This window comes from Amycolatopsis sp. NPDC045836 (assembly GCF_056431745.1).
The window spans coordinates 42,227-68,182 of sequence record NZ_JBWKKF010000009.1 but is presented as its reverse complement, the minus strand read 5'-3'; the positions used below and the strand labels follow the sequence as shown (position 1 = coordinate 68,182).

Below are 25,956 nucleotides of genomic sequence, written 5' to 3'. Positions count from 1 at the left end.
CCCAGCGCGGAAATCGGTCACTGGCAGGCTCCGTGGAGGAAGACGTCCACGATCTCCTCCACCGTTGTCGCGTGGTCGGCGTCGCGGTGCTGGCTGAGCAGCAGGGAGGAGAACAACGCCGCGAGCTTCTCGGGCGGCAGCCGCAGCTTGTCGCGCTCGGGCTCGAAGAGTTCGGCGATGGCGTTGCGCGTGGTGAGGAAGGAATCGCGCCGGGCGTTGCGCTGCTGCTCGTTGCCGGGCTCGGGGCGCTTCATCGGACGGCCGGCGGTGAACATGGCGCCGACCACCGCACCCATGCGCCCGAGGTGCGCGGACAACGTCGCCGCGGCTTCCAGCAGCCGCTCGCGCAGGGGCTGGTCCAGCGGGATCTCGGCGATGGCCTGCAACGCGGTGTCGGGCCGCACCGCCTCGGCGATGCAGGCGTCGAGCAGCTCGTCCTTGTCCTTGAAGGCCCGGAAGATGGTGCCCTCGCCGATGCCCGCGGCCCGGGCGATCTGACTGGTGGTGATCGCGGCGCCGTGCTCGGCCACCAACGGCAGCACGGCCCGGACGATCATCTCGCGCCGCTGCTCGGTGCTCATGGCGGGGGCGCGTCGTTTGGCAGGAGGTGGGTTCATGCCTGCCAGTGTGCGGAGTGAGCGCTCACTCCGTCAAGCGAATATGTTGCCGCGCGAGCCGCCCCGGTTTTTCCGTGTGACTACGGCGAAGGCCGCGATGCAAGGCGGGAAGAGACGCCTTGACATCGCGGCCTTCGCCGTGTTTCTGGCGGTGGACCGGGGCGGGGTGGGGTTCGGGCGGCTGCGCTTGTTGGGTGCCCCGGCTGCGGTTGGTGCCGTGAGTGGGTGCTCCCCACTCACGGCAACGCCTCAGAAGACGAAGGCGCTCGCCGGGTCGGCCAGCAGGGTGCCCACGTCCGCGAGGAACTGGGAGCCCTGTTGCCCGTCGACCACGCGGTGGTCGAAGCTCAGGGCGAGCTGCAGCACCTTCCGCACCTTGATCTCCCCGTCGACCACCCACGGGGTGTCGCGGATGGCGCCGAAGGCCAGGATCGCCGACTCGCCGGGGGTGATGATCGGGGTGCCGGTGTCCACGCCGAACACGCCGACGTTGGTGATGGTGATGCTGCCGTTGATCATGTCGCCGGGGGCCGTCTTGCCCTCGCGCGCCACGTCGGTCAGCTCACCCAGCGCCTTGGCCAGCTCCGGCAGCGACAGCTGCTCGGCGTTGCGGATCTTCGGCACGATCAGCCCCCGCGGCGTGGCCGCGGCGATGCCCAGGTGCACGTAGCTCTTGTAGACGATCTCCTGGTTTTCCTCGTCCCAGGTCGCGTTCACGTCCGGGGTCCGCTTCACCGCCAGGCACATCGCCTTCGCCGCGAAGGCCAGCGGGGTCAGCTTGATCCCGGCGAACGCCGGGCTCTTCTTCAGCTTCTCCCGCAGCTCCATCATCGGCGTCACGTCGACGGTCAGGAACTCCGTCACGTGCGGTGCGGTGTACGCGCTCTCCACCATCGCCTTGGCGGTCGCCTTGCGCACACCCTTGATCGGCACCCGGCGCTCGCCGGAGCTGTCCGGAGTGGATACCGGAGTGGATACCGGGGCGGCGGCCGGAGCAGCCGCGCGCTGCACGTCCTCCCGGGTGATCACCCGGCCGTCGGCGGCCAGCGAGTGCAGGTCGACGCCGAGGTCCTTGGCCAGTTTGCGCACCGGCGGCTTCGCCAGCGGCACGTAACCGCCCTTGGCCGGCGCCGGGGCTTCGACCGCGGCCACCGGTTCGGGCGCCCGCGAAGGCGTGACCGGGGCCTCCTTGCGTGCCCGCCGCTTCGCGGTGACCGCCTTCGAGCCGTAGCCGACCAGCGGCTTCATCTCCTCCTCGGCCGGAGCCGGAGCGGGAGCCGGTGCGGAAGCGCCGTTCGGGGAGGGCGCTTCCGCCGGTGCCCCACCCGGATCGGTGTCGATGGTCAGGATCGGCGTGCCGACCTCGACCGTCTGCCCCGGCTCCACGTGCAGCTCGGTGATCACCCCGGCCCACGGGATGGGCAGTTCGACGGCCGCCTTGGCGGTCTCGATCTCCACCACGATCTGGTTGACCTTCACCTCGTCACCCGGCTTGACGTGCCAGTTGAGGATGTCGGCCTCGGTCAGCCCCTCCGCCGTGTCGGCCAGGGGAAACTGCTTGTACTGCGGCATGTTCGCGAATCCCCCTACCAGGCCAGCGAGCGGTCGACGGTGTGCAGCACCCGGTCGAGGTCGGGGAGGTAGTCCTCCTCGAGCTTCGCCGGCGGGTACGGGGTGTCGAACCCGGTGACCCGCAGGACCGGTGCCTCCAGCGAGTAGAAGCACTCCTGCTGCACCCGCATGGCGATCTCCGAGGTCAGCGACGACTCCGAAGGCGCCTCGCTGACCGCGATCAGCCGGCCGGTCCGCCGGACGGACTCGAACACCGGGTCCAGGTCCAGCGGGGAGAGCGTGCGCAGGTCGATGACCTCCAGCGAGGTCCCCTCCTCCTGCGCGGCGGTGGCCGCGTCCAGGCAGACCTTCACCGACGGCCCGTAGGCGACCAGGGTGGCCGCGTCACCGGGACGCACCACGCGCGAAGCGAACAGCGGGTCCGGCGTGGCCGTGGTGTCGACCTCGGCCCGCAGGTTGCCCGAGTGGTAGAGCCGCTTGGGCTCGAACAGCAGCACCGGGTCGTCGCACTCGATGGCCTGCCGCGTCATCCAGTACGCGTCGGCCGCGTTCGAGCACGAGACCACCTTGAGGCCCGCGACGTGCGCGAACAGGGACTCCGGGGACTCCGAGTGGTGCTCGACCGCGCCGATCCCGCCGCCGAACGGCACGCGGATCACCATCGGCACCTTGACCCGGCCCTGGGTGCGGTAGTGCAGCTTCGCCACCTGGCTGACGATCTGGTCGAAGCCGGGGAAGATGAAGCCCTCGAACTGGATCTCGCACACCGGCCGGAACCCGCGCACGGCCAGGCCGACCGCGGTGCCGATGATGCCGGACTCGGCCAGCGGCGTGTCCAGCACGCGCTGCTCGCCGAAGTCCTTCTGCAGGCCGTCGGTGATCCGGAAGACACCGCCGAGCTTGCCGACGTCCTCCCCGAGCACGATCACCTTGTCGTCGGCCTCCATGGCCGAGCGCAGGGCGAGGTTGATCGCCTTGCCGATGGTCAGGTTCTGCACGGCGCCCGCGGCCCCGTCCGCCTTCGCCTTCACGGGTGCGGCCATCAGTGCTCACTCCCCGCGAAACCCTCGAGGTAGGACAGGTACTCGCGCCGCTGGGCCTCCAGGACCGGCGACGGCTCGGCGTAGACGTTCTCGAAGATCCGCTCGGGCGGCGGATCGGGCATGTTGAACACGAAGTCACGCAGTTCGGCGGCGAAGCTGTCGGCCTCGGCGTCGATCTTGTCGAAGAACTCCTGGTCGGCGCCGCCACCGCGGGCCAGGTGCGCGCGCACCCGCTCGATCGGGTCCTTGAGCTTCCACTCCTCCAGCTCGTCGGAGAGCCGGTAGCGGGTGGGGTCGTCGGTGGTGGTGTGCGCGTCCATCCGGTAGGTGAACGCCTCGATCAGCACCGGGCCGTTGCCGTGGCGGCACTCGTCCAGCGCCCAGCGGGTGACCGCGAGGCAGGCGAGCACGTCGTTGCCGTCGACGCGGATGCCGGGGAAGCCGTAACCGCGGGCGCGCTGGTACAGCGGCAGGCGCGACTGGCGCTCGGTGGGCTCGGAGATGGCCCACTGGTTGTTCTGGCAGAAGAACACCACGGGCGCGTCGTAGACCGCGGACCAGACGAAGCCCTCGTGCACGTCGCCCTGGCTGGTGGCGCCGTCGCCGAAGTAGACGATGGTGGCTTCGCCGTTGTCGTCACCGACCTTGCCTTCGAACTTCTGGCCCATCGCGTACCCGGTGGCGTTGAGCACCTGGTTGCCGATGACGATCGTGTACGGGTGGAAGCCGTGGTGCTTGAAGTCCCAGCCACCGTGGTCGGAGCAGCGGAAGATGCCGATCAGCTCGCGGAAGTCGACCCCGCGGGTCCACGCCACGCCGTGCTCGCGGTAGCTCGGGAAGGCCATGTCGGACGGGCGGAGCGCGCGGCCGGAGCCGATCTGGGCGGCCTCCTGGCCGAGCAGCGGCACCCAGATGCCGAGCTGGCCCTGGCGCTGCATGGCGTTGGACTCGCGGTCGGCCCGCCGGACCAGCACCATGTCGCGGTAGAGGTTCCGCAGCGCTTCGTCGTCGACGTCGGAGACGTAGGGATCGAACTGCGCCGAGGGCACGCGTTCGCCTTCGGGCGTCAGCAGCTGGGTGAGTTCGGACCCACCTTCGGTCGTTGCGCGCAAACCCGCGATCACCTGCTCCGGTGTTGGTTCCGCCGCGGTCGCGGCGGGCCCGGCACCCGGTTCGGGATGCGTCCACTGTTCCGGGGACGACATTCTCGTTCTCCTCAGTTCGGTGCCGCGCAGCCGCTTGTGGCAGCCGCCGCGACTTCGCCGGCGGCACTGGGAACTCGGTCGAGCACCCGGCCGTCAGCGGTGACGGTCTTCGCGCACATCCTGGCACGAGAACCGGCTCCAGGTGAGTACCGGAGATTGATTTGTTGCCGCGAAGGCGGGGCTGAACAGGGGAAACACTAGGAAACCCGATGATGGGGCCGCCAAAAGTAGGGCGCACTGGTACGTCTGGACCAGCGGGGGACGGGTGCGGGAACCACCCCGCCCGCAGCGGAACGCACCGCCGCTCGCCCCCTGTGATGTACCCCACTCCCTCTGTCAGGATCGACGCATGGACCAGCGACTGCTTCGAGAGACGATCCAGGAAACCTGGCGCACCGACGCACTGGCGAGCCTCTCCGAGTTCGTCTCGATCCCCGCGCTCTCCCCGGCCTTCGACGCCTGGTGGGCGAGCAACGGGCACCTGCACGCGGCGGTCGAGCACGTGCGCCGGTGGCTGGTCGCGCGGGAGCTGCCCGGCGCGGTGGCCGAGGTGGTCAAGCTGCCCGGCCGGACCCCGTTGCTGCTGGTGGAGATGCCGGCGAGCGGCGCGGCCAACGACGAGACGGTGGTGCTCTACGGGCACCTCGACAAGCAGCCGGCCGCGGGCGAGTGGTCGCCGGGGCTCGACCCGTGGACACCGGTGGTCAAGGACGGCAGGCTCTACGGCCGCGGTGCCGGCGACGACGGGTACGCCGGTTACGCCGCCGCCACCGCGCTGGAGGCGCTGCACCGCGCGGGCGGCAGGCACGCGCGCACGGTCGTGCTGCTGGAGACCTGCGAGGAGTCCGGCAGCCCGGACCTGGCCGCCTACCTCGACCACCTGCGCGACCGCATCGGCCGGGTCGGCCTGGTGGTCTGCCTGGACGTGGCGGGCGGGGACTACGAACGGCTGTGGCTGGCGACCTCCCTGCGTGGCATCGCCTTCCTCGACCTGACCGTGCGCGTGCTCGACGCGGGCGTGCACTCCGGGCACTCGAGCGGGCTGGTGGCGAGTTCGTTCCGCATCCTGCGGCAGCTGCTCGACCGGCTGGAGGACTCGCGCACCGGGGAGGTGCTGCTGCCCGAGCTGAGCGTGGCGATCCCGGAGGACCGGCTGGCCGAGGTGCGGCTGGCGGTGGCCGAAGGCGGCCTGCGGCCCGAACTGCCGATCACCGAAGGTGTGCGGACCGCCACCGACGACCCGGTCGAACTGGTGCTGAACAACACCTGGCGCACCACGCTGTCGGTGACCGGGGCCAGCGGGCTGCCGCCGCTGGAGGACGCGGGCAACGTGCTGCGGCCGTTCACCGGCCTCAAGCTCAGCTTCCGGCTGCCGCCGACCGCCGATCCCGGCGCGGCGCTCGAAGCGATCAAGCGGGCGCTGACCACCGACGTGCCGTACGGCGCGAAGGTGGAGATCGGCCGGGCCGCCGCGGCGGCGGGCTGGAACGCGCCGAAGCTCGCGCCCTGGCTGGAGACCGCGCTGGACAAGGTGAGCGTCGACGTGTTCGGCGAGCCGTGGCGGGCGCTCGGCCTCGGCGGCACCATCCCGTTCCTCGGCCTGTTCGCCGAGACCTATCCGGACGCGCAGTTCGTGGTCACCGGGCCGCGTGGCCCCGGCAACAACGCGCACGTGCCGGACGAGTGGCTGCACCTGGCGCAGACCGAACGGGTGACCGAGGCGGTGGCCGGGATTCTGCACGCGCACGCCACCGAATGACCCGGTGGCAGGATGGGTGGCGTGGACCAGACTGTGAATGCGACCGCGTTGCGTGAAACCGTGCGGCGGCTCTGGGCGGACGACATCCTGCCGAGCCTGTCGGGACTGGTGGCCATCCCCGCCCTGTCCCCCGGTTTCGACCCGGACTGGGCGTCGAACGGCCACCTGGCCGCCGCCGTCGAGCACGTCCGGGACTGGCTCGGGAGCCGGGCGATCCCCGGTGCCTCGATCGAGGTGGTGGAGCTGCCCGGCCGCAGCCCGGTGCTGCTGCTCGACGTGCCTGCCACGGCCGGTGCCGAGGACAAGGGCACCGTGCTGCTCTACGGGCACCTGGACAAGCAGCCGCCGCTCGGCGGCTGGTCCGATGGGCTCGACCCGTGGAAGCCGGTGGTCAAGGACGGCAAGCTGTTCGGCCGCGGTTCCGCCGACGACGGTTACGCCGGTTACGCCGCGACGGCCGCGCTGGAGGCGTTGCGCGCCAACGGCGGTGCCCACGCGCGGGCCGTGGTCCTGCTGGAGACCGGTGAGGAGTCCGGCAGCCCGGACCTGCCCGCCTACCTGGAGCACCTGAGCGACCGGCTCGGTGACGTGACCTTCGTGGTGTGCCTGGATTCCGGCGGCAACGACTACGAGCGGCTGTGGCTGACCACCAGCCTGCGCGGCATGGTCCAGCTGCACGTGACCGTGCGCGTGCTCGACTCGGGGCAGCACTCGGGGCTGGCCAGCGGGGTGGTGCCCAGCTCGTTCCGCATCCTGCGCGAGCTGCTGGACCGGGTGGAGAACGCGCAGACCGGGCACCTGCTGCTGGACGAGTGCTACGTGGACATCCCGGCGGACCGCGCCGCCGAAGCCGAGGCCGCGGCGGCCGCCGCGCCGGGCGCGATGAAGCGGGCGTTCCCGCTGCACGGGGGCACCACCACGGTCGACGAGGACGACGTCGAGCTGCTGCTGAACAACAGCTGGCGGCCGACGCTGTCGGTGATCGGCGCGACGGGCTTCCCGGAGCCGATCGACGCGGGCAACGTGCTGCGCACGCACAGCACGCTGGCGCTGAGCTTCCGCCTGCCGCCCACCGCCGATTCGACGGCCGTGCTCGGTGCCCTGGAGAAGGTGCTGACCACCGACGTCCCGTACTCGGCGACCGTCGAACTGGCCGGCCTCGAACACGCCGACGGCTGGAACGCCCCGGCCAGCGCCCCCTGGCTGGCGGCTTCCCTGGAGGAAGTCAGCACCGCCGTCTTCGACGCCCCCTGGCGAGCCATGGGCCTGGGCGGCTCGATCCCGTTCATGGGCCTGCTCGGGGCGAAGTACCCGAACGCGCAGTTCCTGGTCACCGGCGCGCTGGGGCCGGACTCGAACGCGCACGTGCCGGACGAGTGGTTGCACCTGGCCCAGGCGGAGAGGGTGACGGCGGCGGTGGCGCACATCCTGAACGCCCACGCGACGAGCTGAGCACCCCGACGCCCCATTGTGCCGACGGTCGGAATTCCCTTGTCCAGGCGGGAAAGAGTACCTTGACAAGGGAATTCCGACCGTGGTTTTGGCTTCGTGTCGGGGAGCAGGGTAGGGGCTGGGCTGCTGGGTGTGGCTGGGTGGCCCGGCTTCCTGTTGGCATCACCCCTGGTGCCTTTGCTGTCAGGCGACTCGGGTCAGTTCTACGGAGACGTCCAGGGTTGATTCCCCACCGCCGGTGAAGATCCCCTTCAGCGGAGCGACGTCGGCGTAGTCCCGGCCGGTGGCGACCCAGACGTGGCGCGGGCCCACCGGGATGGCGTTGGTGGGGTCGTGCGCCCACCAGCCACCGGTCCAGGCATCGATCCAGGCGTGCGACTCGCCCTGCACGGTTTCCCCGAGTTGCGCGTCGGGTTGGGTGTGGAGGTAGCCCGAGACGTAGCGCGCGGGTACGCCGATGGAGCGCAGCATGGTCAGGGTGACGTGGGCGAAGTCCTGGCAGACGCCCTCCCCGGCCTGCCAGGCGTCCGTCGCGGTGCTGTGCACGCCGGTGGTGCCCGGCTGGTACTTCAGCTGCTCGTGCACCCAGTTCGACACCGCCAGCACGGTGTCCGCCGGGTCCTTGCCCTTCCGCAGGTCCCGCGCCACCTTCGCCAGTTCACGATCGTGCGGGGTGTAGTCGGTGGGCGTCAGGAACTCGGTGTGCTCGTCGAGCACCTCGTCCGAGTGCAGGTCCGCCCAGCTCGCCTCGTGCACCGGCGAGGCGGCCTCGGCCGTCTCCACCAGCGAAGTCGCCACCACGGTGAACTCCGTGTGCGGCGCGTGCAGGTCGAACGAAGTCACCACCGTGCCCCAGTAGTCCGAGTACCGGTACGCCCTGGTCGCCGGCTCGGTCTCCAGCCGGTTCGCCACCAGCGTCTGCCGCCGGTCCGAGCGCGGCGTCAGCCTGGCCTCGTTGTACGACTGCATGGCCGGGGTGGCGTAGTGGTACCCGGTGCGGTGCACCACGCGGACCTGCCAGCTCACAACGACACCTCCGCCCCGCGCCAGGCCACCCACGGCGACGAGTGGAAGTACTGCACCGACACCGCTTCCCCGATCTCCCGGATGGTCGTCTGCAGGCTGCCCAGCCGCTTCGGCAGTTCCTCCAGCAGGTCCGACGGCCGCAGGAACTCCAGTTCGCTGCGGGCGCGGCCGAGCAACCGCAGCGCCTCGGCCTGCTCGTTGCCCCGGCCGAGGCTGCCCTTCTGCAGCTTGCCGAGGCAGTACTCCGCCTGCCGCAGCGCGTGGAACACCGAGCGCGGGAACAGCGAATCACGCAGCAGGAACTGCACGATCCGGCCCGCGTCCAGCGCACCGCGGTAGGTGCGCAGGTAGGTGTCCTGGGCGCCGGTGGACCGCAGTACGGTGATCCAGCCCGGCGACGACGCGCGGTCCTGCACCCGGGACAGCAGCAACCGCACCACCATGTCCGCGCGCTCGATCGACCGCCCCAGCACCAGGAACAACCAGCCGTCGTCCCGGCTCATCGTCGAATCGGCGAGGCCGGCGAACATCGCCGCCCGTTCCTCCACGAAGGACAGGAACGAGTGCGGTCCGGCCCGGCGGGCGTGGCGCTGCCGGTCCGGCACCGCGTTCCAGGTGGCGTTGAGGCACTCCCACAACTCGGTCGAGACCACCTCACGCGCGCCACAGGTGTTCTCGCGGGCGGCGGTGATCGAGCCGACGATCGAGCTGGCGTTGTCCTTGGCGTAGGCGACCAGTTCGGTCAGCTTCCACACGTCCAGCTCACCCGGCTCCTCCGGCTGGATGCCGAGCACGGTCAGCAGCTGGCGGCTGGCGTGGTCCGGGTCCACGGTGGCGTCCTCCAGCAGCTGGTGGACCGACACGTTGAGGATGCGCGCGGTGTCGTCCGCGCGTTCCACGTACCGGCCGATCCAGTACAACGATTCGGCGTTGCGGGCGAGCATCGGTGCCTCCTCGTGGGGTTCACTGCTGCTGCTGCTGCTGCTGTTGCTGGGCGCTGGTCAGCTCCGGCCCCTGCTCGGCTGCCAGCCCGTCCAGCTGCGACTGCTCGGCCAGCGCCGGCTCGGCCAGTTCGCGGTCGGCCGCGGACGACCGGCTCGCCAGCACCCAGGTGTCCTTCGAGCCGCCGCCCTGCGAGGAGTTGACCACCAGGCTGCCCTCCGGCAGCGCCACCCTGGTCAGCCCGCCGGGCAGGACGAAGACGAAGTTGCCGTCGTTGACCGCGAACGGCCGCAGGTCCACGTGCCGCGGCGCCAGCCTGCCCTGGTCCACTTTGGACGGGACGGTGGACAGCTGCACCACCGGCTGGGCGATCCAGCCGCGCCGGTCGGCCTTCACCCGGCGCCTGAGGTCGGCCAGCTCCTTCGCCGACGCCTCCGGCCCGAACACGATGCCGTACCCACCGGAGCCCTCGACCGGTTTGACCACCAGCTCGTCCAGGTGGTCGAGCACGTGGTCGAGCTCGTCCGGCAGCCAGCAGCGGTAGGTGTCCACATTGGGCAGCATCGGCTTCTCGCCGAGGTAGTACTTCACCATCTCGGGCACGTAGGTGTAGACGAGCTTGTCGTCGCCGACGCCGTTGCCGACCGCGTTCGCGATCACCACGCCGCCCGCGCGGGCGGCGTTGAGCACCCCGGCGATGCCGAGCACGGAGTCCGGCCGGTAGTGCAGCGGGTCGAGGAACTCGTCGTCGATCCGCCGGTAGATCACGTCCACCGGCCGCTCGCCCTCGGTGGTGCGCAGGTAGACCACGTTGTCGCGGCAGAACAGGTCCCGGCCCTCGACCAGTTCCACGCCCATCAGCCTGGCCAGCAGCGAGTGCTCGAAGTAGGCGGAGTTGTGGATGCCGGGGGTGAGCACCACGATCATCGGGTCGGCCACGTTCGCCGCGGCCGCCGCCCGCAGGGAGCGCAGCAGGTGGGAGGCGTAGTCGCCGACCGGGCGCACCCGGTGCTGGGCGAACAGGTCCGGGAACACCCGCGCCATCGTGCGGCGGTTCTCCATCACGTAGGAGACGCCGGACGGGTTGCGCAGATTGTCCTCCAGCACGCGGAACGTGCCCGCCTCATCCCGCACCAGGTCCACGCCGGCCACGTGGATGCGCACGCCGTTGGGCGGGCTGATGCCGAACGCCTCGCGCTGGAAGTGCGAGCACGAGGTGATCAACCGGCGGGGCAGCACCCCGTCGGCGAGGATCTGCGCGTCGCCGTAGACGTCGTCGAGGAACGCCTCCAGCGCGCGCACCCGTTGCGCCACACCGCGTTCGAGCTTGGCCCACTCCGCCGCGGTGATCACCCTCGGGACCAGGTCCAGTGGGAACGGGCGTTCCTGGCCGGACAGCGAGAAGGTGATGCCCTGGTCGACCAGCGCGCGGTCGAGCGCCGCCGAGCGCGCGGTCAGCTCGGCGGCGTCGTACCCGGCGATCGACTCGTAGAGCGCGCGGTAGGGCGGGCGGACCGTGCCGTCCTCGGCGAACATCTCGTCGTAGGCCCCGGCGTGCGGCCGGTCACCGGCGAGGTAACCGTCGAACTGCGCTCCCGCCCGGCCGTTGGTGGTCGCCCGCGCCGTCCTGGCCCGCATCCCGGTGGGCGGCAGCTTGGGCGGCGCGTGCTGGTTCATGACCATCATCGTCGCTCACGTTCGAGTGGTTTGCGACACGCAGGAGTGATGTCGTCCAGGTCGCCACCAGGAAGACAATGGAAAGACCCAGTCGAAACGGCGCTGTAACGTCCCAATGCTGGGCAGTTGACCCCAGCGGGTGGCAGGATGCGAAAATCTCGCCGAGATCTGACTACTAGGAGTGACACCGTGGCGCGTCGACACACACGCAGAGCGCTCACCATCTTGCCGGCGCTCGCCTTGGCCGTTACCGCGGCCGGTTGCGCCGAATCGGTCAACACCGGGGGCGACACCCAGGCCGGGGGCCAGATCACGCTCAAGGAAGCGGGCAAGCTGACCACCTGCACCCACCTGCCCTACGCCCCGTTCCAGTTCACCGAGGGCGACAAGACCGTCGGCTTCGACGTGGAGCTGGTGGACCTGGTCCTGCCCCTGGTCGGCGCGAACGAGCAGAAGATCTTCGACACGCCGTTCGAGGGCATCAAGTCCGGCGAGTCGCTGAACATCGGCCAGTGCGACGTGGCCGCCGCGGCCATGTCGATCACGCCCGAGCGGCAGGCCGTGATGGACTTCTCCGACCCGTACTTCAACGCCAAGCAGGCGCTGCTGGTGAAGAAGGGTTCCGGCTACGACAGCCTGGAGAAGCTGCGCGGCAAGAAGCTCGGCGTGCAGCAGGGCACCACCGGCGAGACCTACGCCAACGAGAACAAGGAGAAGTTCGGCTACGAGGTCATCCAGTTCGAGGACCTCGCGCTGGAGCAGACCGCGGTGCAGACCGGCCAGGTCGACGCGGGCATCAACGACGACGTGGTGCTGCTGGACTTCCTCAAGGCCAACCAGGACGTGGAGGTGACCGCCACCTTCGACACCGGCGACAACTACGGCATCGCGGTGAAGAAGGGCAACGGCGCGTTGCTGGCCAAGGTCAACGAGGCGCTGACCAAGGCCAAGAGCGACGGCACCTACGACAAGATCTACGAAAAGTGGTTCGGCAAGAAGCCGACCGCCTGATCCGCGACTGAGGGGAACGGCCGCCACGGCGGTCGTTCCCCTTGGTTCTGCCAGCCACTTTCGAGGAGCCTCCCCCCATGGCCATGTCCAAGCGGCAGCGCCGGCAGACGGTCCAGCTCGCGCAGTACGCGCTGCTGGTGGTCGTCATCGCGGTGCTCGCCCTGATCGCGGACTGGGCGACGATCCAGCGCGCGTTCTTCAACCTCGACGCCGCGGCCGAGCAGTTCCCCGGCATCATCACCATCGCGCTGAAGAACACCATCATCTACACCGTGCTCGGCTTCCTGCTCGGCCTGGCCCTCGGGCTGGTGCTGGCGCTGATGAAGCTGTCGTCGGTGCCGCCGTACCGGTGGATCGCCACCGTCTACATCGAGTTCTTCCGCGGCATCCCGGCGCTGCTGGTGTTCATCGCGCTCGGCTTCGGTGTACCGCTCGCCTTCGGCATCAAGTTCGACATCTACTCCACCGCCGCGCTCGCCCTCGGCGCGGTCGGCGCCGCCTACATGGCCGAGACCATCCGCGCCGGCATCCAGGCGGTGCCGCCGGGCCAGGTCGAGGCGGCCAGGTCGCTGGGCATGAGCCAGGGCCGGGCGATGGTCACCATCGTCATCCCGCAGGCGTTCCGGATCATCCTGCCGCCGCTGACCAACGAGCTGATCCTGCTCACCAAGGACTCCTCGCTGATCTACCTGCTGGGCCTGGCCAGGGACCAGTACGAGCTGACCAAGTGGGGCCGCGAGGGCCTCAACGCCACCGGGTCGATGACGCCGATCCTGCTGGCCGGGCTGTGCTACCTGATCATCACCATCCCGCTGGGCTACCTTTCGCGGTATCTGGAGCGCAGGACCGGCCGGAAGCAGAACCGTGGCCTGGAGGTCGAGGCATGAGCGACGTGATCGTCGAGGTTTCCGGACTGCACAAGGCGTTCGGTGAGCTCCAGGTGCTCAAGGGCATCGACCTGCGGGTCGAGCGGGGGCAGGTGGTCTGCATCATCGGGCCGTCCGGCTCGGGCAAGTCCACCCTGCTGCGCTGCGTGAACCTGCTGGAAGAGCCCAACGAAGGCCGGATCGTGGTCAACGGCCACGAGATCACCGACCCCGACGTCGACATCGACCACGCGCGGCAGGGCATCGGCATGGTGTTCCAGTCGTTCAACCTGTTCGCCCACCTGTCCGTGCTGGACAACCTGACCATCGCCCAGCGCAAGGTGCTCAAGCGCGACAAGTCCGAGGCGGAGCGGGTCGCCCGCGACAACCTCAAGAAGGTCGGGCTCTCGGAGAAGGCGAATTCGCTGCCGATGCAGCTCTCCGGCGGGCAGCAGCAGCGCGTGGCGATCGCACGGGCGCTGTCGATGAACCCCGAGGTCATGCTGTTCGACGAACCCACGTCGGCGCTGGACCCGGAGCTGGTCGGCGACGTGCTCAGCGTGATGCGCCAGCTCGCCGAAGAGGGCATGACCATGCTGGTGGTCACGCACGAGATGCAGTTCGCGCGTGAGGTCGCCGACGTGGTGCTGTTCATGGACGGCGGTGTCGTGGTCGAGCACGGTGCGCCGTCGCGGGTGATCGGGGCCCCGCAGCACCAGCGGACGAAGACGTTCCTGTCGCGGGTGCTCAATCCGACGCACGTCGACGACTAGGCTGGCGCGGAGCGTCCGTTGAGGGTGGCGGTGGGCGACGGGAAGGGCGTCTGATTTGGTGGTTTTTCGCCGGGGAGGGGCTCGTGACGACCACGAGCCCGGCGACCCACTCGAACCAGCCGACGCCTTCGACCCGTTCCAGGACACCCCGGACAAGCGGTTCGAGATCCGCGCCGAGGACCTGATCAAGCCGTTGATCGTGCCGGAGGCCGGTGGGCTGCTCCGGTTGCGCAAGCAGCCGACGAACGCCCCGCTGGTGCAGGTCGAGGACGCCTACATCACCGGCCGCTTCGACCTGCGCGCGCTCGACCTGGAGTACCTGTTCCGCTTCGAGCGCTGCCGGTTCGAGGAACCGCCGGACGTGCGTGAGGCGACCCTGCTCGGCCTGGTGTTCCGCCGGTGCTGGCTGCCCGGGCTCAAGGCCCGCAACATGCGCAGCCGCAACGACGTCCGGCTGATCCGCTGCGAGGTGGAGGTCGAGCACACGGTCAAGGGGCACAGCGAGACCGCCGTCCAGCGCGGCGACGACCGCGAACGCGGCCGTCCCGACGCGGCGATCAACCTGACCGACGCCGCCATCGAGGGTTCGGTGGTGCTCACCAGGACCCGCATCCGGCACGCCCGCGGCAAGGCCATCCAGGCCGACCGGCTGGAGATCACCGGCGCCCTGCTGGCCTACCGCCTCGAAGCCGACGGCGAGATCCGCGTCCCCGGCCTGAAGACCGGCGGTAACGTCAACTTCTCCGGCGCCACCCTGCACAACCCGGACGGCTTCGCGCTCAACGGCAACGGCCTGCACATCGGCGGCAGCCTGCTCTGCGAGGTCGACACCTACGGCCCGCCGAAGGCTCGCCAGCGCTTCTCCGCCAACGGCATCATCTACCTGCCCAGCGCCAAGGTGGACAGCGACATCGTGCTGCGCGGGGCCCGGCTGCACACCAGCCAGCACGGCCCGATCGTGGTGGACCAGTGGAAGTCCCGCGACCCCTACCTCGACCCGCGCCCGGCGATCAGCGCCGACCGGCTGCGCGTCGACGGCAACGTCGAGCTCAGCGACGACTTCCGCGCCACCGGCACCATCCGCATGGTCAACGCGCACATCGGCGGCACCCTGCGGCTCGCGCACGCCGAGATCTCGGTGGCCAGGGGATACGTCGAGCCGTACTACGACCGGGCGTTGCACATCGACGGCACCGAGATCAGCGGCGACATCGAGGCGACCAACCTGAAGGTGCCGATGGGGCAGTGCCGCCTGTCGGACGTCACCGTCGGCGGCAACGTGCTCGCCTGGAACGCCACCCTGCTGCACCACGAACGCGACGTGTTCTCCGCGCGCCGCGCGAAGATCGCCGGGAACCTGCACCTGACCGACGCCACCGTGGAGGGCACGCTGCGGCTGCAGGGCATCGAGGTCGGCGGCAGCATCGACCTGTACGGCACCGAGGTGACCAAGCCCGCGGTCCGGCCGAGCACCAGCTTCTCGGTGGACGTGCGGGCCGGGCGGATCGGCCGCGACCTGGTGTTCACCGCCAACCGCGAGCGCCGGTTCCACGCCGAGGGCGGGGTCAACCTGGACGGCGCGGTGGTCGCCCGGCGGGTCGACCTGACCGGTGCGGTGCTCCAGTCCAGCGACCGCGACGGCATCGCGCTCGACGCCGGTTCGGTCACCGCGGACGAGTTCGCGCTGGTGCCCGACATCGCACCCCGCGGTGAGGTGGTGCTGGCCGGGGCGCACTGCGTCACGCTGAACGACAACCCGGAGCTGTGGGAGGCCACCGGCGGGCTGGACCTGGAGGACTTCCGGTACGACTCGATGAAGGTGCCGATCGGCATCAAGGACGACGCCGCGGTCGCCCAGCGCATCCGGCTGCTGCGCCGGGCGATGGGCGGTTACCGGCCCGGCCCGTACGACCAGCTCGCCGAGATGCTGCGGACCAGCGGTAACGAGGAGCACGCCTCGACCGTGCTGTTCAAGAAGCAGCAGTTCCGCTACGAGTCGCTGGCCGACGGCTACCGCTTCATGGGGCCGCTGGTGCGGTTGTGGAGCTGGCTCCAGCGGTCGATGGTCGGCTACGGCTACCGGCCGGGCCGCGCGGTCGGCTGGCTGCTGCTGTTGCTGATCGCGGGCAGCGTGTGGTTCGCCGCCGGGCACACCGACCACCCGTGCCTGACCGACACGCAGAACTACGCGCAGAGCGGTGGCCGGTGCGCGGTGAACAGCGACGACAAGGGCCTGGAGTGGAGCCCGGTGCTCTACACCGTCGACCTGCTGGTGCCGATCGTGGACTTCGGCAACAAGGGCCGCTGGTTCATGGAGGGCGCCGACAAGTGGGTGGCGGTGGGCTTCACCGCGATGGGCTGGACCCTGGCCACCACCGTCGCCGCGGGTGTCACCAGGGCGCTGCGCCGCAGCTGAGCTTGTTATCTTGCCAGCTATGGCGGAACCGAACGCGACGGCGAAGATCGAGGTCAGCGCCAGCCCGCAGCGGGTGTACGAGCTGGTCAGCGACCTGCGGGTGCTGGCGGAACTGGCCGAGGAGTACTCGGGCCACAAGTGGCTCGACGGCGCCACGAAGGCCACCGTCGGCGCCCGGTTCAAGGGCACCAACCGCCGCGGCCTCCGCCGTTGGAGCACCACCTCGGAAATCACCGATGCCTGGGCGGGCCGCCGGTTCGCCTTCGAGGTCACCTCGGTGGCCGGGTTGCCGGTGTCGCGGTGGCAGTACGACATCACCGCCACCGAGACCGGCTGCGTGGTGACCGAAAGCACCTGGGAGCGGCGCCCGTCCTGGTTCCGCCTCCCGACTTCGGCCGTCACCGGCGTCTTCGAACGCGACGAGCAGAACCAGCGCAACATCGAAGCGACGCTGCGGCGCCTGAAGGCTCGAGCTGAGGCTAACCGGTAGGTGGTTTCCACCGGTTGGAGCACACGGCGAGCCCCGTCGACCAACTGCTTGCAGGTCATCGCGTCGACGCGGCTCAGCTGGCCGTTGTAGCTGCGCGGGGCCTCGTCGACCGGCCGCTCGCTGAACGCGGTGCCGAGCATCGGACGGCCGATGACCACGGTCCCGCCGGCCCGGCGCGCGTCGATCCCGTACCGGTCGGGCAACGCTGTCCGCGGCGCCGGCGAACTCACCACCGAACAGCCAGGGCGACTTCTCCACCAGTTGCTGAAGGTGCCGCTCCTTGGTGGAGGGGTGCGCCACGGCTTGCTCGATCTCGTCCAGCTCGGCAGGAAGGTCTGCGCTGCCGACCCCCGCGCAGCGTTCGATCGTCCGGAGATCGTACTGGCCCGACCCGTTGTACCTCCGGTATTTCACCGTGGGGTCGTTACCGAGTCCGTGCGGGTGTGCACTGCATCTCCTGGGGAGAGCGGCTGTGGTCCACATCGTGGACATCGGGGCCTGACGGTGTTAGCTGTGGGGCGTGAGCAAACGTTTGGCCCGCGTCCGGGCGCCCGAGCTGGCCGGTCGCGAGTGGATCAACACCGGCGGTGAGCGGCTCCGCCTCGCCGACCTGCGCGGCAAGATCGTGCTGCTGGACTTCTGGACCTCCGGCTGCATCAACTGCCTGCACGTGCTGGACGAACTGCGCCCGCTCGAGGCCGAGTTCGCCGACGTGCTGGTGACCATCGGGGTGCATTCGCCCAAGTTCCTCCACGAGGGCGAGGCCGCCGCCATCGAGGCCGCGGTGCGCCGCTACGAGGTCCACCACCCGGTGCTCAACGACCCCGACCTCACCACCTGGTCGCAGTACGCCGTGCGTGCCTGGCCGACGCTGGTCATCGTCGACCCCGAGGGGTACGTGGTGCACGTCGCCGCTGGTGAGGGGCATGCCGAGGCCCTGCGCCGCGTGCTCACCGAACTCACCGAGCAGCACCGCGACACCTTGCGCCGCGGCGGCAGCCCGTACGTGCCGCTCGAGGAGTCCGAGAGCCTGCTCCGCTTCCCCAGCAAGGCCGTCGCCGCGCCCGGCGGGCACCTGCTGGTCGCCGACACGGGCAACCACTCCGTCGTCGAGCTGGACGGGGAGCGCCTGGTCCGCCGCTTCGGCACCGGACGGCGCGGCGAGCCGTTCACCGAGCCGTCCGGCGTCGCCGTGTTGCCGCCGGAGGTGGCCGAGCGGGCCGGGTACCACGTGGTGGTCGCCGACACCGCCGCCCACCGGCTCCAGGGGCTGAACCTCGACACCGGCGAAGTCACCGTCGTCGCGGGCACCGGCGAGCAGTGGCGCGACGGCGACTCCGGCGGCGACGCGCTCAAGGTCGACCTGACCAGTCCGTGGGACGTGGTCTGGTGGGCCGGCGAGGTGGTCGTCGCGATGGCGGGCAACCACACGCTGTCCGCCTTCGACCCGGTCGCGGGCACCATCCGGCGCTTCGCGGGCACCACCGTCGAGGGTCTGCGCGACGGCGACGCGGGCGAAGCCTTCTTCGCGCAGACCTCCGGCTTCGCCGTCACGCCCGGCAAGCTGTGGCTGGCCGACGCCGAGACCTCCGCGCTGCGCTGGATCGACGAAGCGGCCACTGTGCACACCGCGGTCGGCATCGACTTGTTCTCCTTTGGACACCGCGACGGCGACGCCGCCGACGCCCTCCTCCAGCACCCGCTCGGCCTCGCCGCGCTCCCGGACGGTTCGATCGCGATCGCCGACACCTACAACGGCGCCGTCCGCCGCTACGACCCGCGGACGCGGCAGGTGTCCACTGTGGCCACCGGCCTCGCCGAACCGTCCGGCCTGCTGGTGCGCGGCGACGAGCTGCTGGTCGTCGAATCCGCCGGGCACCGGATCACGCCGATCGCCGCCGACGGCCTGGAGAGCGTCGAGGGCGGCGCGCACGCCGTGCGCCGCCCGCCGACCGTGCTCGCCCCCGGTGAGCTGGAGTTCAGCGTGGTGTTCACCCCGCCGCCCGGCGAAAAGCTCGACGACCGCTACGGCCCGTCGACCCGGCTGGAGATCAGCGCGTCCCCGCCGGAACTGCTGGTCGACGGCGCGGGCGTGGGCACCGACCTGACGCGGCGGCTCCGGTTCGCCGACGGCATCACCGAGGGCGTGCTCCAGGTGGTGGCGCAGGCGGCCAGTTGCGACAGCGCCACCGAGCACCCGGTCTGCCGCGTCACGCGTCAGGACTGGGGCGTGCCGGTGCGGCTGGAGCCGGGCGCCGACCGGGCGCTGGAGCTGATGATGGCGGGTACCCCGGCGGAGTGAATTTCGCCGCGTAGCATTCGGGGCGTGTCCGAAGAATCCGCGGCCAAGCTCGAAATCCAAATGCTGCACGACCGGGTGCTGGCCAAGCTGTCCGGGGAGGACGGTGAGCGCCGCAGCAGCGGTGGCATCGTCATCCCCGCCACGGCGCAAGTCGCGCGGCGGCTCGCGTGGGGTGATGTACTCGGAGTCGGCAACAATGTGCGCAACGTGAAGGTTGGCGACCGGGTGCTGTTCAACCCGGAGGACCAACTCGAGGTGGAGATCCAGGGCGAGGGGTACCTGGTGATGCGCGAGCGCGACATTCACGCCATGGCGAGCGAGCGCACGGAGCACGGCACCGGGCTGTACCTGTAGGCGCTCGCCGCCGCCCGTCGTTTTCGGGAGGTGGTGGGCAGTGCAGGAGGAGTTGGACCGTCCTACGGCGGTGACGCGGGGCACAGCCCCCGAGCACTGCTGGCCGGAGTTCGACGCCGACGCGGTGGAGGTCGCGCCGCCGTCGCCCCGGCAGCACGACGAGGGACTGGCCGACTCCCTGCTCGACAAACCCGTGGTGCTGGCGCGCCCGCGCAGCCGGGCCACCCGCCGCCGGTTCGCCGTCGGCAGGTTGTTCGTCGGCATCGGTGCCTTCCTCGCGGTGTTCGTGGCGGCCTACGCCGCGGACCTGATCATCAGCTCCGGCACCGTGCCGCGCGGGGTGACCGTGGTCGGTGTGCCCATCGGCGGGATGCAGCGCGACGCGGCCGAAGCGTTGCTGCGCGCCGAGCTGGCGGCACGGCTGATCAAGCCGATCCCGGTGCGCGCCGGTGACGTGTCGGCCGAGCTGGACCCCGTCGAGTCCGGTTTCGCGGTGAACTGGCAGGAAACGGTGAGCAAGGCGGGCATCCAGCCGCTGGACCCGTTCACCCGCATCGCCTCGTTCTTCACCACCCGCGAGGTCGGCGTGGTGACCAGCAGCGATCCGGACGAGCTGAAGCAGTCGGTGACCCAGTTCGCCGCCGACCACCTCAACCACGACATGACCGAGGGCGGCATCCGCTTCGAGTCCATCCCCGGCAGCGACGGCGGTGTGACGGCGATCGCGGTGGAACCGCGCAACCGCCAGGAACTGACCGACGTGGCGACAGCCACCGACCTGCTCAAGGACAACTGGACCGACGGCGGCCTGATCGAACTGCCGATGCAGGTGACGCCGCCGAAGGCGACCAGCGAGGGCGTGCACGCGACGCTGGCGCAGATCGTGCGACCGGCGATCGCGCAGCCGGTGCGCATCCGCGGCGACGGCGGTGAGGCGGTGCTCAAACCGGACGGGATCGCCGGGGCCATGCGCTTCGCGCCGGTGGACGGCGGTGCCATCGAAGTCCGGCTCGACCAGTACGCGCTGCAGTTGCTGGCGCAGCCGCAACTGGCGGGAACCGAACGGCAGCCGGTGAACGCGAAGATCACCTTCGACGGCCCGGTGCCGGCCGTGCAGCCGTCGGTGGACGGCCGGAAGGTGGCCTGGGTGCCGACGCTGGCGCCGTTCCTGGAGGTGATGAAGCGGCCGGACGGACGCGAGCTGCCGGTGGTCTACGAGCCGGTCCGGCCGGACATCCCCACGGAGGTGGCGAACGCGCTGGGCATCAGGGAGGTCGTCGGCGAGTTCACCAGCGAGGGGTTCACCGCCAAGGACGTGGCGCGGAACGTGCGGACCATCGGGGGCAAGGTGACCGGGGCGATCGTGCGGCCGAACGAGACCTTCAGCCTCGACGGGTACGTGGGCCCGCGGACCCCGTCGCAGGGGTACCTCAAGGCGCCGGTGCACGAGGACGGCACCGGGCCGGAGGTCTACGGCGGCGGGATCAACCAGTTCACCTCGACCCTGTACAACGCGGTCTACTTCGCCGGACTGGCCTTCGCCGAGCACAGCTCGCAGACCTTCCACCTGGACCGCTTCCCGGTCGGGCGGGACGCCAAGTCGCTGGAGGAGGACGGGGCCGCGATCGACCTGCGGTTCACCAACGACGCCCCGACCGGGGTGGCGATCCAGACGCTGACCAGCGAGAAGTCGGTGACGGTGAAGATCTGGGGCACGAAGCGGTTCCGGGTGGAGAGCCAGACCGGCCCGCAGTCCGATCTGGTCCAGCCCACCGTGGAGCGCAAGACCACCCGCGGTTGCCGGGCGGTGAAGCCCGTGCCGGGGTTCACCGTCACGGACACCCGCCTCTTCTTCGACCCGGTCACCGGCGCCGAACTGGGCCGGGAACCCCGGGCGGTCACCTACCAGCCGCGAAACGGCGTCGAATGCATCCGGCCGCCGAAACCCAAACCGCCCGTCCGGGACCGCCCCAATCCACGCCCCTGATCACCGCAGGACGACGCAGTCCTTGGCCTCCAGTTCCGGCAACCAGTCCGGCACGCGCAACCGCTTGTTCCACCGCAGGTCGAGCTTGGCCAGCTTCGGCAGGTCCAGCAGCGAGTCCGGCAGCGAGGTCAGCAGGTTCTCCCGCAGGTCCAGGTGACGCAGGTCGGCGAGCGAACCAACGGACGAAGGCAGCGAAGTCAGCTGGTTCCCGCGCAGGTACAACTCGCGCAGCGCGGCCAACGAACCAATCGATTCCGGCAGCGAAGTCAGTTGATTGTGGTAAAGCCGCAATTCACGCAAGGAACGCATGGCGCCGATAGCCGCGGGCAGCTCGGTCAGCTGGTTGTCCGTGGCTCCCAGGTAGCGCAGCTTGTCCAGGTTGCACAGTGCATCCGGCAAGGCGGTCAACCGGTTGTCGCTCAGGTAGAGGTACTCCGTGAGGTTCGGCAGCGAACCGAGCGAAGGGGGCACCGAGGTGAGCTGGTTGTGCCCCAGGTCCAGGGTGTGCAGATCGGCCAGCGAGCCGAGCTCGTCGGGCACCGAAGTCAGCCGGTTGTCCGCCAGGTTCAGCACCCGCAGCCCCCGTGCCGACCACACCTCGCCGGGCACCTCGGTCAGGCCGTGCTGGTAGAAGTCGAGTTCCACCCGCCGAACCTACCGCCCTATCGAGTAATTGCCCTTCGCCCGCAGCTGGCTACGGTGGGTGAAGATCGGTCACGCACAAAGGAGGTCGGGTGTCCAGGTTCGCGAAGGTGCTGGCAGTGAGCGCGGCGATGGGGATGGCGGTCGGATTCGCGCCGGCGGCCGGGGCCGGGGAGACCCCGGCGCTGGTCCGCGCGTCGGTGACCAACCAGTGCAAGCTCAACGTGCGGGCCGAGCCACAGCTGGGCGGAACGCCGCTGGCCACGCTGACCTGCGACAACTACACCACCTGCGTGAAGCTGGAGACCGGGCCGGACGAGCCGTGCGGCAAGCCGGTGACCGGCGGGGAGTACACCTGCGTGGGCGGGAAGAACACCCAGGTCAAGGACAACCAGTGGGTCGAGGTCTCCTGGCGGATGCCGAAGCCCGCCTACGTCGCGGCCGCCTGCGCCTCGTTCCGGAGCTAGGCAGTCCGGTGGGCGGCGCGGGGATGGACCCGCCGCCCACCGGGCCTCGGCTAGTGCGTGACTCGGCGCCTGCCGTACAGCCCCGCAGCCAGCGAAACACCGATGGCCGCGACGATGACCTGGGTGAGCAGCTCCAGCCAGTCGAAACCGTTGGTGTCCGCGTAACCCAGTCCGCGCGCGATCGCCGTGCCGATGAACGCGGCGATGATGCCGACGATCAGGGTCAGCCAGATCGGGATCCCCTGCTTGCCGGGGGCGACCAGGCGGCCGAGGACGCCGATGATCAGCCCTACGATGATCGCGCTGATGATGCCTGCGATTTCCATAGCCCGTCTCCCTTGTACCGTCTTGGGCGCGGGGTACCTCGGCTGGGAAACCGCAAACCACAAAAAGGGCCGAGCGGGTGAACCCGCCCGGCCCCTTTTCTCGGCGGACCCAGCTCAGAAAGCGGCTTCCGGCACGTCCATCAGGTCGTTGTCGGCCGCCTCGACGATCGCGCGCCGCGAAGTCAGCTCCGGCAGCACGGTCTTGGCGAAGAACGAGGCCACGGCGATCTTGCCCTCGTAGAACGGGGTGTCCTTGGCCGGCGCGCCCGCGTCCAGCTTGGCGATGGCCACCTCGGCGCCGCGCAGCAGCTGCCAGCCGACCAGCAGGTCACCGGCGGACATCAGCAGGCGCACGGTGTGCTGGCCCACCTTGTTGATGTTCTTCGGGTCCTCCTGCGAGGAGGTCAGCTGCCCGATCATCGCGCCGAGCATGCCCTGCGTGTCCTCCAGGGCCTGCTTGAGCAGCGCGCGCTCGTTCTTGAGCCGGCCGTTGCCGCTCTCGGCGTCGATGAACTTGGTGATCTCGTTCGCGATGTGCGCCAGCGCCTGGCCCTTGTCGCGGACGATCTTCCGGAAGAAGAAGTCCAGCGACTGGATGGCCGTGGTGCCCTCGTACAGCGAGTCGATCTTCGAGTCGCGCAGGTACTGCTCGATCGGGTAGTCCTGCAGGAAGCCCGAGCCGCCGAGCGTCTGCAGCGACTGCACCAGCTGCTCGGTGGCCCGCTCGGAGCCGACGCCCTTGACGATCGGCAGCAGCAGGTCGTTCACCCGCGCCGCCAGCTCCTGGTCGCCCTCGCCGGTCCAGAGCTGGTCCTGGTAGGAGGCGGTGTACAGGTACACCGCACGCAGGCCCTCGGCGTAGGCCTTCTGCAGCATCAGCGAGCGGCGGACGTCCGGGTGGTGCGTGATGGTCACCCGCGGCGCGGTCTTGTCCAGCATGTTCGGCAGGTCGGCGCCCTGCACCCGCTCCTTGGCGAACTCCAGCGCGTTCAGGTAGCCGGTGGACAGCGTGGCGATGGCCTTGGTGCCGACCATCATCCTGGCGTACTCGATGACCTGGAACATCTGCGCGATGCCGTCGTGCACCTCGCCGAGCAGCCAGCCCTTGGCGGGTACGCCGTGCTGGCCGAAGGTCAGCTCGCAGGTGGTGGACACCTTGATGCCCATCTTGTGCTCGACGCCGGTGACGAAGGCGCCGTTGCGCTCGCCCAGCTCACCGGTCTCGCTGTCGAAGTGGAACTTCGGCACCAGGAACAGCGACAGGCCCTTGGTGCCCGGCTTGGTCTCGATGCCGGGCCCCTCGGGGCGCGCCAGCACCAGGTGCATGATGTTCTCGGTCAGGTCCTGCTCGGCGGAGGTGATGAACCGCTTCACGCCGTCGAGGTGCCAGGAGCCGTCCTCCTGCAGCACCGCCTTGGTGCGCCCGGCGCCCACGTCCGAACCGGCGTCCGGCTCGGTGAGCACCATGGTGGCGCCCCAGGACTTGTCGATCATCAGCTGCGCCCAGCGCTTCTGCTCGTCGGTCCCGTTCTTGTTCACGATCATCGCGAAGTTCGGGCCCGCCATGTACATGAACAGCGGCGGGTTCGCGCCGAGGATCAGCTCCGAGGCCGCCCACTGCACGGTCGGGGGCAGGCCGAAGCCGCCGAGGTCGTTGGTCAGGCCGAGGCGCCACCACTCGCCCTCGTACAGCTGCTCGTAGCTCTTCTTGAAGGACTCGGGCAGCTTCACCGAGAAGGTCTTGGGGTCGTACACCGGCGGGTTGCGGTCGGCGTCGGCGAAGGACTCGGCCAGCGGGCCGGTGGCGAGCTTGTTCAGCTCGCCGAGCACACCGCGGGCGGTCTCCTCGTCGGACTCGGCGAGCACGCCCTTGCCGAGGCGCTCCTGCACGCCGAGCACCTCGAACAGGTTGAACTCGAGGTCTCGGACATTGCTCTTGTAGTGGCCCATTTAGTCGCTCCGTGTCGCTCGGGGTTTCCGGTGGGCACGCCCTTAGCCGCTCACTGCCCTACTGGCCGGTAACATCAGGGTATTACCTGTCGGTAACCGACGGCAAGTGCCTCCGTCCAGATGTGATCGACGATCCTCGCCAGTGGGTGTGACGCCGGTCACCTCAGGGGATTGGCGGGGTCCGGGAGCTGGGCGCAGTCGTCCGGGTGCGTGATCAGGATGCCGGTGCGGAACGCGGTGGTCACCGCGTGCGTCCGGTCCCGGGCGGCGAGCTTGCGCAGGATGCTCTTGACGTGCGTGCGCACGGTCTCCACCGACAGGTAGAGCACCTTCGCGATGGCCGAGTTCTCCATGCCCTCGGCGATCAGCTGGAGCACCTGGTACTCCCGGCGGGACAGCGGCATCTGCGCCCGCGGCCCGGTGGCCGGCCGCCCGTCGGCGGGGGTCTGGCGCTTCGGCCGGGCGGCCAGGGTGGCCAGTACCGGGTCGAGGTAACGCGTTTCGAGGTGGGCGCGGCGCATCGCTTCGAGCACGCGTCTCGGCTCGGCCGACCGCGGCACGGCGGCGCGGGCCCCGGCCGCGATGGCCGAGTTGAGGTAGCGGGAGGTCCGGGTGGCCTCCCGGATCAGCACCACCACGTTCGGCGAGTGCTCGCCCGAGGTGAGCAGCCGGGTCAGGTGGCAGTTCGGGTCCAGGCCGGAGTCGAGCAGGATCATCTCCGGCCGCAGTTGCTCGCACAGCTGCAGCGCGGTGTGGTGGTTGGCCGCGTGACCGACCCAGGTCATCCCGTGGGACCGCTGGATCAGCGCCGACAGCCCGTCCCGGAAGATCGGCACCGCCTCCACGGCCGCGACGGTGAAGCCGCGACCACCGGTGACCGGGGGGATCGGCGGGGCGGTCGGCCCCGGTGGATGTGCCCGGTTGGGGTCGGTGCTGCGGGTCATGCGATCTCCATCTTCGTGCGCACCGCCGCCCGGTGCCGCCCGGCCCCCCAGCCGCGCGGCACCGCGTGCCGGTCCCCCCTGCCGGGACCGGCCGGCGATGTCCCTCCTGGTTGTGTGAGTTGCCGCCGGAGGCCT

Annotated in this window: 22 protein-coding genes; 11 read left to right on the top strand and 11 right to left on the bottom strand. The window is 70.1% G+C overall.

All coding sequences use genetic code 11. From position 1 onward, the window contains the following. Positions 1 to 17: 17 nt before the first annotated feature. The 4 genes from AC07EG_RS18970 to pdhA form a co-directional block, all read right to left on the bottom strand. The gene (locus AC07EG_RS18970; protein ID WP_478254676.1) at positions 18 to 581 is read right to left on the bottom strand and encodes a TetR/AcrR family transcriptional regulator; all 564 of its coding nucleotides are present in this window, start codon (positions 579 to 581) and stop codon (positions 18 to 20) included. 285 nt (positions 582 to 866) lie between these two features. Beyond that, a complete protein-coding gene (locus AC07EG_RS18965) occupies positions 867 to 2,189 on the bottom strand; it encodes a dihydrolipoamide acetyltransferase family protein (RefSeq protein ID WP_478254427.1) in 1,323 nt (440 codons plus the stop codon). Between the two features lie 14 nt (positions 2,190 to 2,203). Continuing rightward, the gene (locus AC07EG_RS18960; protein WP_478254426.1) at positions 2,204 to 3,232 is read right to left on the bottom strand and encodes an alpha-ketoacid dehydrogenase subunit beta; all 1,029 of its coding nucleotides are present in this window, start codon (positions 3,230 to 3,232) and stop codon (positions 2,204 to 2,206) included. Then, positions 3,232 to 4,437 (bottom strand): pyruvate dehydrogenase (acetyl-transferring) E1 component subunit alpha, encoded by a 1,206-nt coding sequence (gene pdhA, locus AC07EG_RS18955; protein ID WP_478254425.1) that lies wholly within the window; start codon positions 4,435 to 4,437, stop codon positions 3,232 to 3,234. Before pdhA ends, AC07EG_RS18960 begins: the two co-directional genes overlap by 1 nt. Positions 4,438 to 4,786: 349 nt before the next feature. Here pdhA and AC07EG_RS18950 point away from each other — a divergent pair, with 349 nt between their 5' ends. Both AC07EG_RS18950 and AC07EG_RS18945 read left to right on the top strand, forming a co-directional pair. Next, positions 4,787 to 6,196 carry a M20/M25/M40 family metallo-hydrolase gene (locus AC07EG_RS18950; RefSeq protein WP_478254424.1) on the top strand — a complete coding sequence of 470 codons (1,410 nt, stop codon included), beginning with the start codon at positions 4,787 to 4,789 and terminating at the stop codon, positions 6,194 to 6,196. A gap of 33 nt (positions 6,197 to 6,229) precedes the next feature. Further along, entirely contained in the window at positions 6,230 to 7,648 is a 1,419-nt protein-coding gene (locus AC07EG_RS18945) for a M20/M25/M40 family metallo-hydrolase (protein WP_478254675.1), read from the top strand. 183 nt (positions 7,649 to 7,831) lie between these two features. On the opposite strand, the gene AC07EG_RS18940 is transcribed toward AC07EG_RS18945, so the two are convergent. From AC07EG_RS18940 to AC07EG_RS18930, 3 genes are read right to left on the bottom strand one after another with little or no spacing between them, the layout of a single operon-like run. Beyond that, a complete protein-coding gene (locus AC07EG_RS18940) occupies positions 7,832 to 8,674 on the bottom strand; it encodes a transglutaminase family protein (protein ID WP_478254423.1) in 843 nt (280 codons plus the stop codon). After that, positions 8,671 to 9,618, bottom strand: a complete 948-nt coding sequence (locus AC07EG_RS18935) for an alpha-E domain-containing protein (RefSeq protein WP_478254422.1) — start codon at positions 9,616 to 9,618, stop codon at positions 8,671 to 8,673. Before AC07EG_RS18935 ends, AC07EG_RS18940 begins: the two co-directional genes overlap by 4 nt. A 19-nt stretch (positions 9,619 to 9,637) precedes the next feature. Continuing rightward, positions 9,638 to 11,293 (bottom strand): circularly permuted type 2 ATP-grasp protein, encoded by a 1,656-nt coding sequence (locus AC07EG_RS18930; protein ID WP_478254421.1) that lies wholly within the window; start codon positions 11,291 to 11,293, stop codon positions 9,638 to 9,640. A 189-nt stretch (positions 11,294 to 11,482) separates the two neighbouring features. On the opposite strand from AC07EG_RS18930, the gene AC07EG_RS18925 reads away from it, so the two are divergent. The 8 genes from AC07EG_RS18925 to AC07EG_RS18890 all read left to right on the top strand — a co-directional run bounded on the left by AC07EG_RS18925 (position 11,483) and on the right by AC07EG_RS18890 (position 21,492). Beyond that, positions 11,483 to 12,304, top strand: coding sequence for a transporter substrate-binding domain-containing protein (locus AC07EG_RS18925; protein ID WP_478254420.1), 822 nt, complete (start codon positions 11,483 to 11,485; stop codon positions 12,302 to 12,304). 77 nt (positions 12,305 to 12,381) lie between these two features. Then, positions 12,382 to 13,191 carry an amino acid ABC transporter permease gene (locus AC07EG_RS18920; RefSeq protein WP_478254419.1) on the top strand — a complete coding sequence of 270 codons (810 nt, stop codon included), beginning with the start codon at positions 12,382 to 12,384 and terminating at the stop codon, positions 13,189 to 13,191. After that, positions 13,188 to 13,943 (top strand): amino acid ABC transporter ATP-binding protein, encoded by a 756-nt coding sequence (locus AC07EG_RS18915; RefSeq protein ID WP_478254418.1) that lies wholly within the window; start codon positions 13,188 to 13,190, stop codon positions 13,941 to 13,943. The genes AC07EG_RS18920 and AC07EG_RS18915 overlap by 4 nt, the downstream gene beginning before the upstream one ends. Positions 13,944 to 13,998: 55 nt before the next feature. Further along, positions 13,999 to 16,359 (top strand): oxidoreductase, encoded by a 2,361-nt coding sequence (locus AC07EG_RS18910; protein ID WP_478254417.1) that lies wholly within the window; start codon positions 13,999 to 14,001, stop codon positions 16,357 to 16,359. A 19-nt stretch (positions 16,360 to 16,378) separates the two neighbouring features. Further along, positions 16,379 to 16,849 carry an SRPBCC family protein gene (locus AC07EG_RS18905; protein ID WP_478254416.1) on the top strand — a complete coding sequence of 157 codons (471 nt, stop codon included), beginning with the start codon at positions 16,379 to 16,381 and terminating at the stop codon, positions 16,847 to 16,849. Positions 16,850 to 17,369: 520 nt separating this feature from the next. Next, positions 17,370 to 19,151 carry an NHL domain-containing thioredoxin family protein gene (locus tag AC07EG_RS18900; protein WP_478254415.1) on the top strand — a complete coding sequence of 594 codons (1,782 nt, stop codon included), beginning with the start codon at positions 17,370 to 17,372 and terminating at the stop codon, positions 19,149 to 19,151. Between the two features lie 60 nt (positions 19,152 to 19,211). Continuing rightward, entirely contained in the window at positions 19,212 to 19,505 is a 294-nt protein-coding gene (locus AC07EG_RS18895; RefSeq protein ID WP_478254674.1) for a GroES family chaperonin, read from the top strand. A gap of 70 nt (positions 19,506 to 19,575) precedes the next feature. Continuing rightward, a complete protein-coding gene (locus tag AC07EG_RS18890) occupies positions 19,576 to 21,492 on the top strand; it encodes a VanW family protein (protein WP_478254414.1) in 1,917 nt (638 codons plus the stop codon). Here AC07EG_RS18890 and AC07EG_RS18885 read toward each other — a convergent pair whose 3' ends face one another. Continuing rightward, positions 21,493 to 22,137: a leucine-rich repeat domain-containing protein gene (locus AC07EG_RS18885; protein WP_478254413.1), complete on the bottom strand. Its 645-nt coding sequence runs from the start codon at positions 22,135 to 22,137 to the stop codon at positions 21,493 to 21,495. A gap of 89 nt (positions 22,138 to 22,226) precedes the next feature. On the opposite strand from AC07EG_RS18885, the gene AC07EG_RS18880 reads away from it, so the two are divergent. Further along, positions 22,227 to 22,601, top strand: coding sequence for a hypothetical protein (locus tag AC07EG_RS18880; RefSeq protein WP_478254412.1), 375 nt, complete (start codon positions 22,227 to 22,229; stop codon positions 22,599 to 22,601). Between the two features lie 50 nt (positions 22,602 to 22,651). Here AC07EG_RS18880 and AC07EG_RS18875 read toward each other — a convergent pair whose 3' ends face one another. The 3 genes from AC07EG_RS18875 to AC07EG_RS18865 all read right to left on the bottom strand — a co-directional run bounded on the left by AC07EG_RS18875 (position 22,652) and on the right by AC07EG_RS18865 (position 25,821). Continuing rightward, positions 22,652 to 22,927, bottom strand: coding sequence for a GlsB/YeaQ/YmgE family stress response membrane protein (locus AC07EG_RS18875; RefSeq protein ID WP_478254411.1), 276 nt, complete (start codon positions 22,925 to 22,927; stop codon positions 22,652 to 22,654). Positions 22,928 to 23,041: 114 nt separating this feature from the next. Further along, complete coding sequence (locus AC07EG_RS18870; protein WP_478254410.1) at positions 23,042 to 24,877, bottom strand: acyl-CoA dehydrogenase; 1,836 nt, start codon at positions 24,875 to 24,877, stop codon at positions 23,042 to 23,044. 158 nt (positions 24,878 to 25,035) lie between these two features. Next, a complete protein-coding gene (locus AC07EG_RS18865) occupies positions 25,036 to 25,821 on the bottom strand; it encodes a response regulator transcription factor (protein ID WP_478254409.1) in 786 nt (261 codons plus the stop codon). Between the last annotated feature and the right edge of the window lie 135 nt (positions 25,822 to 25,956).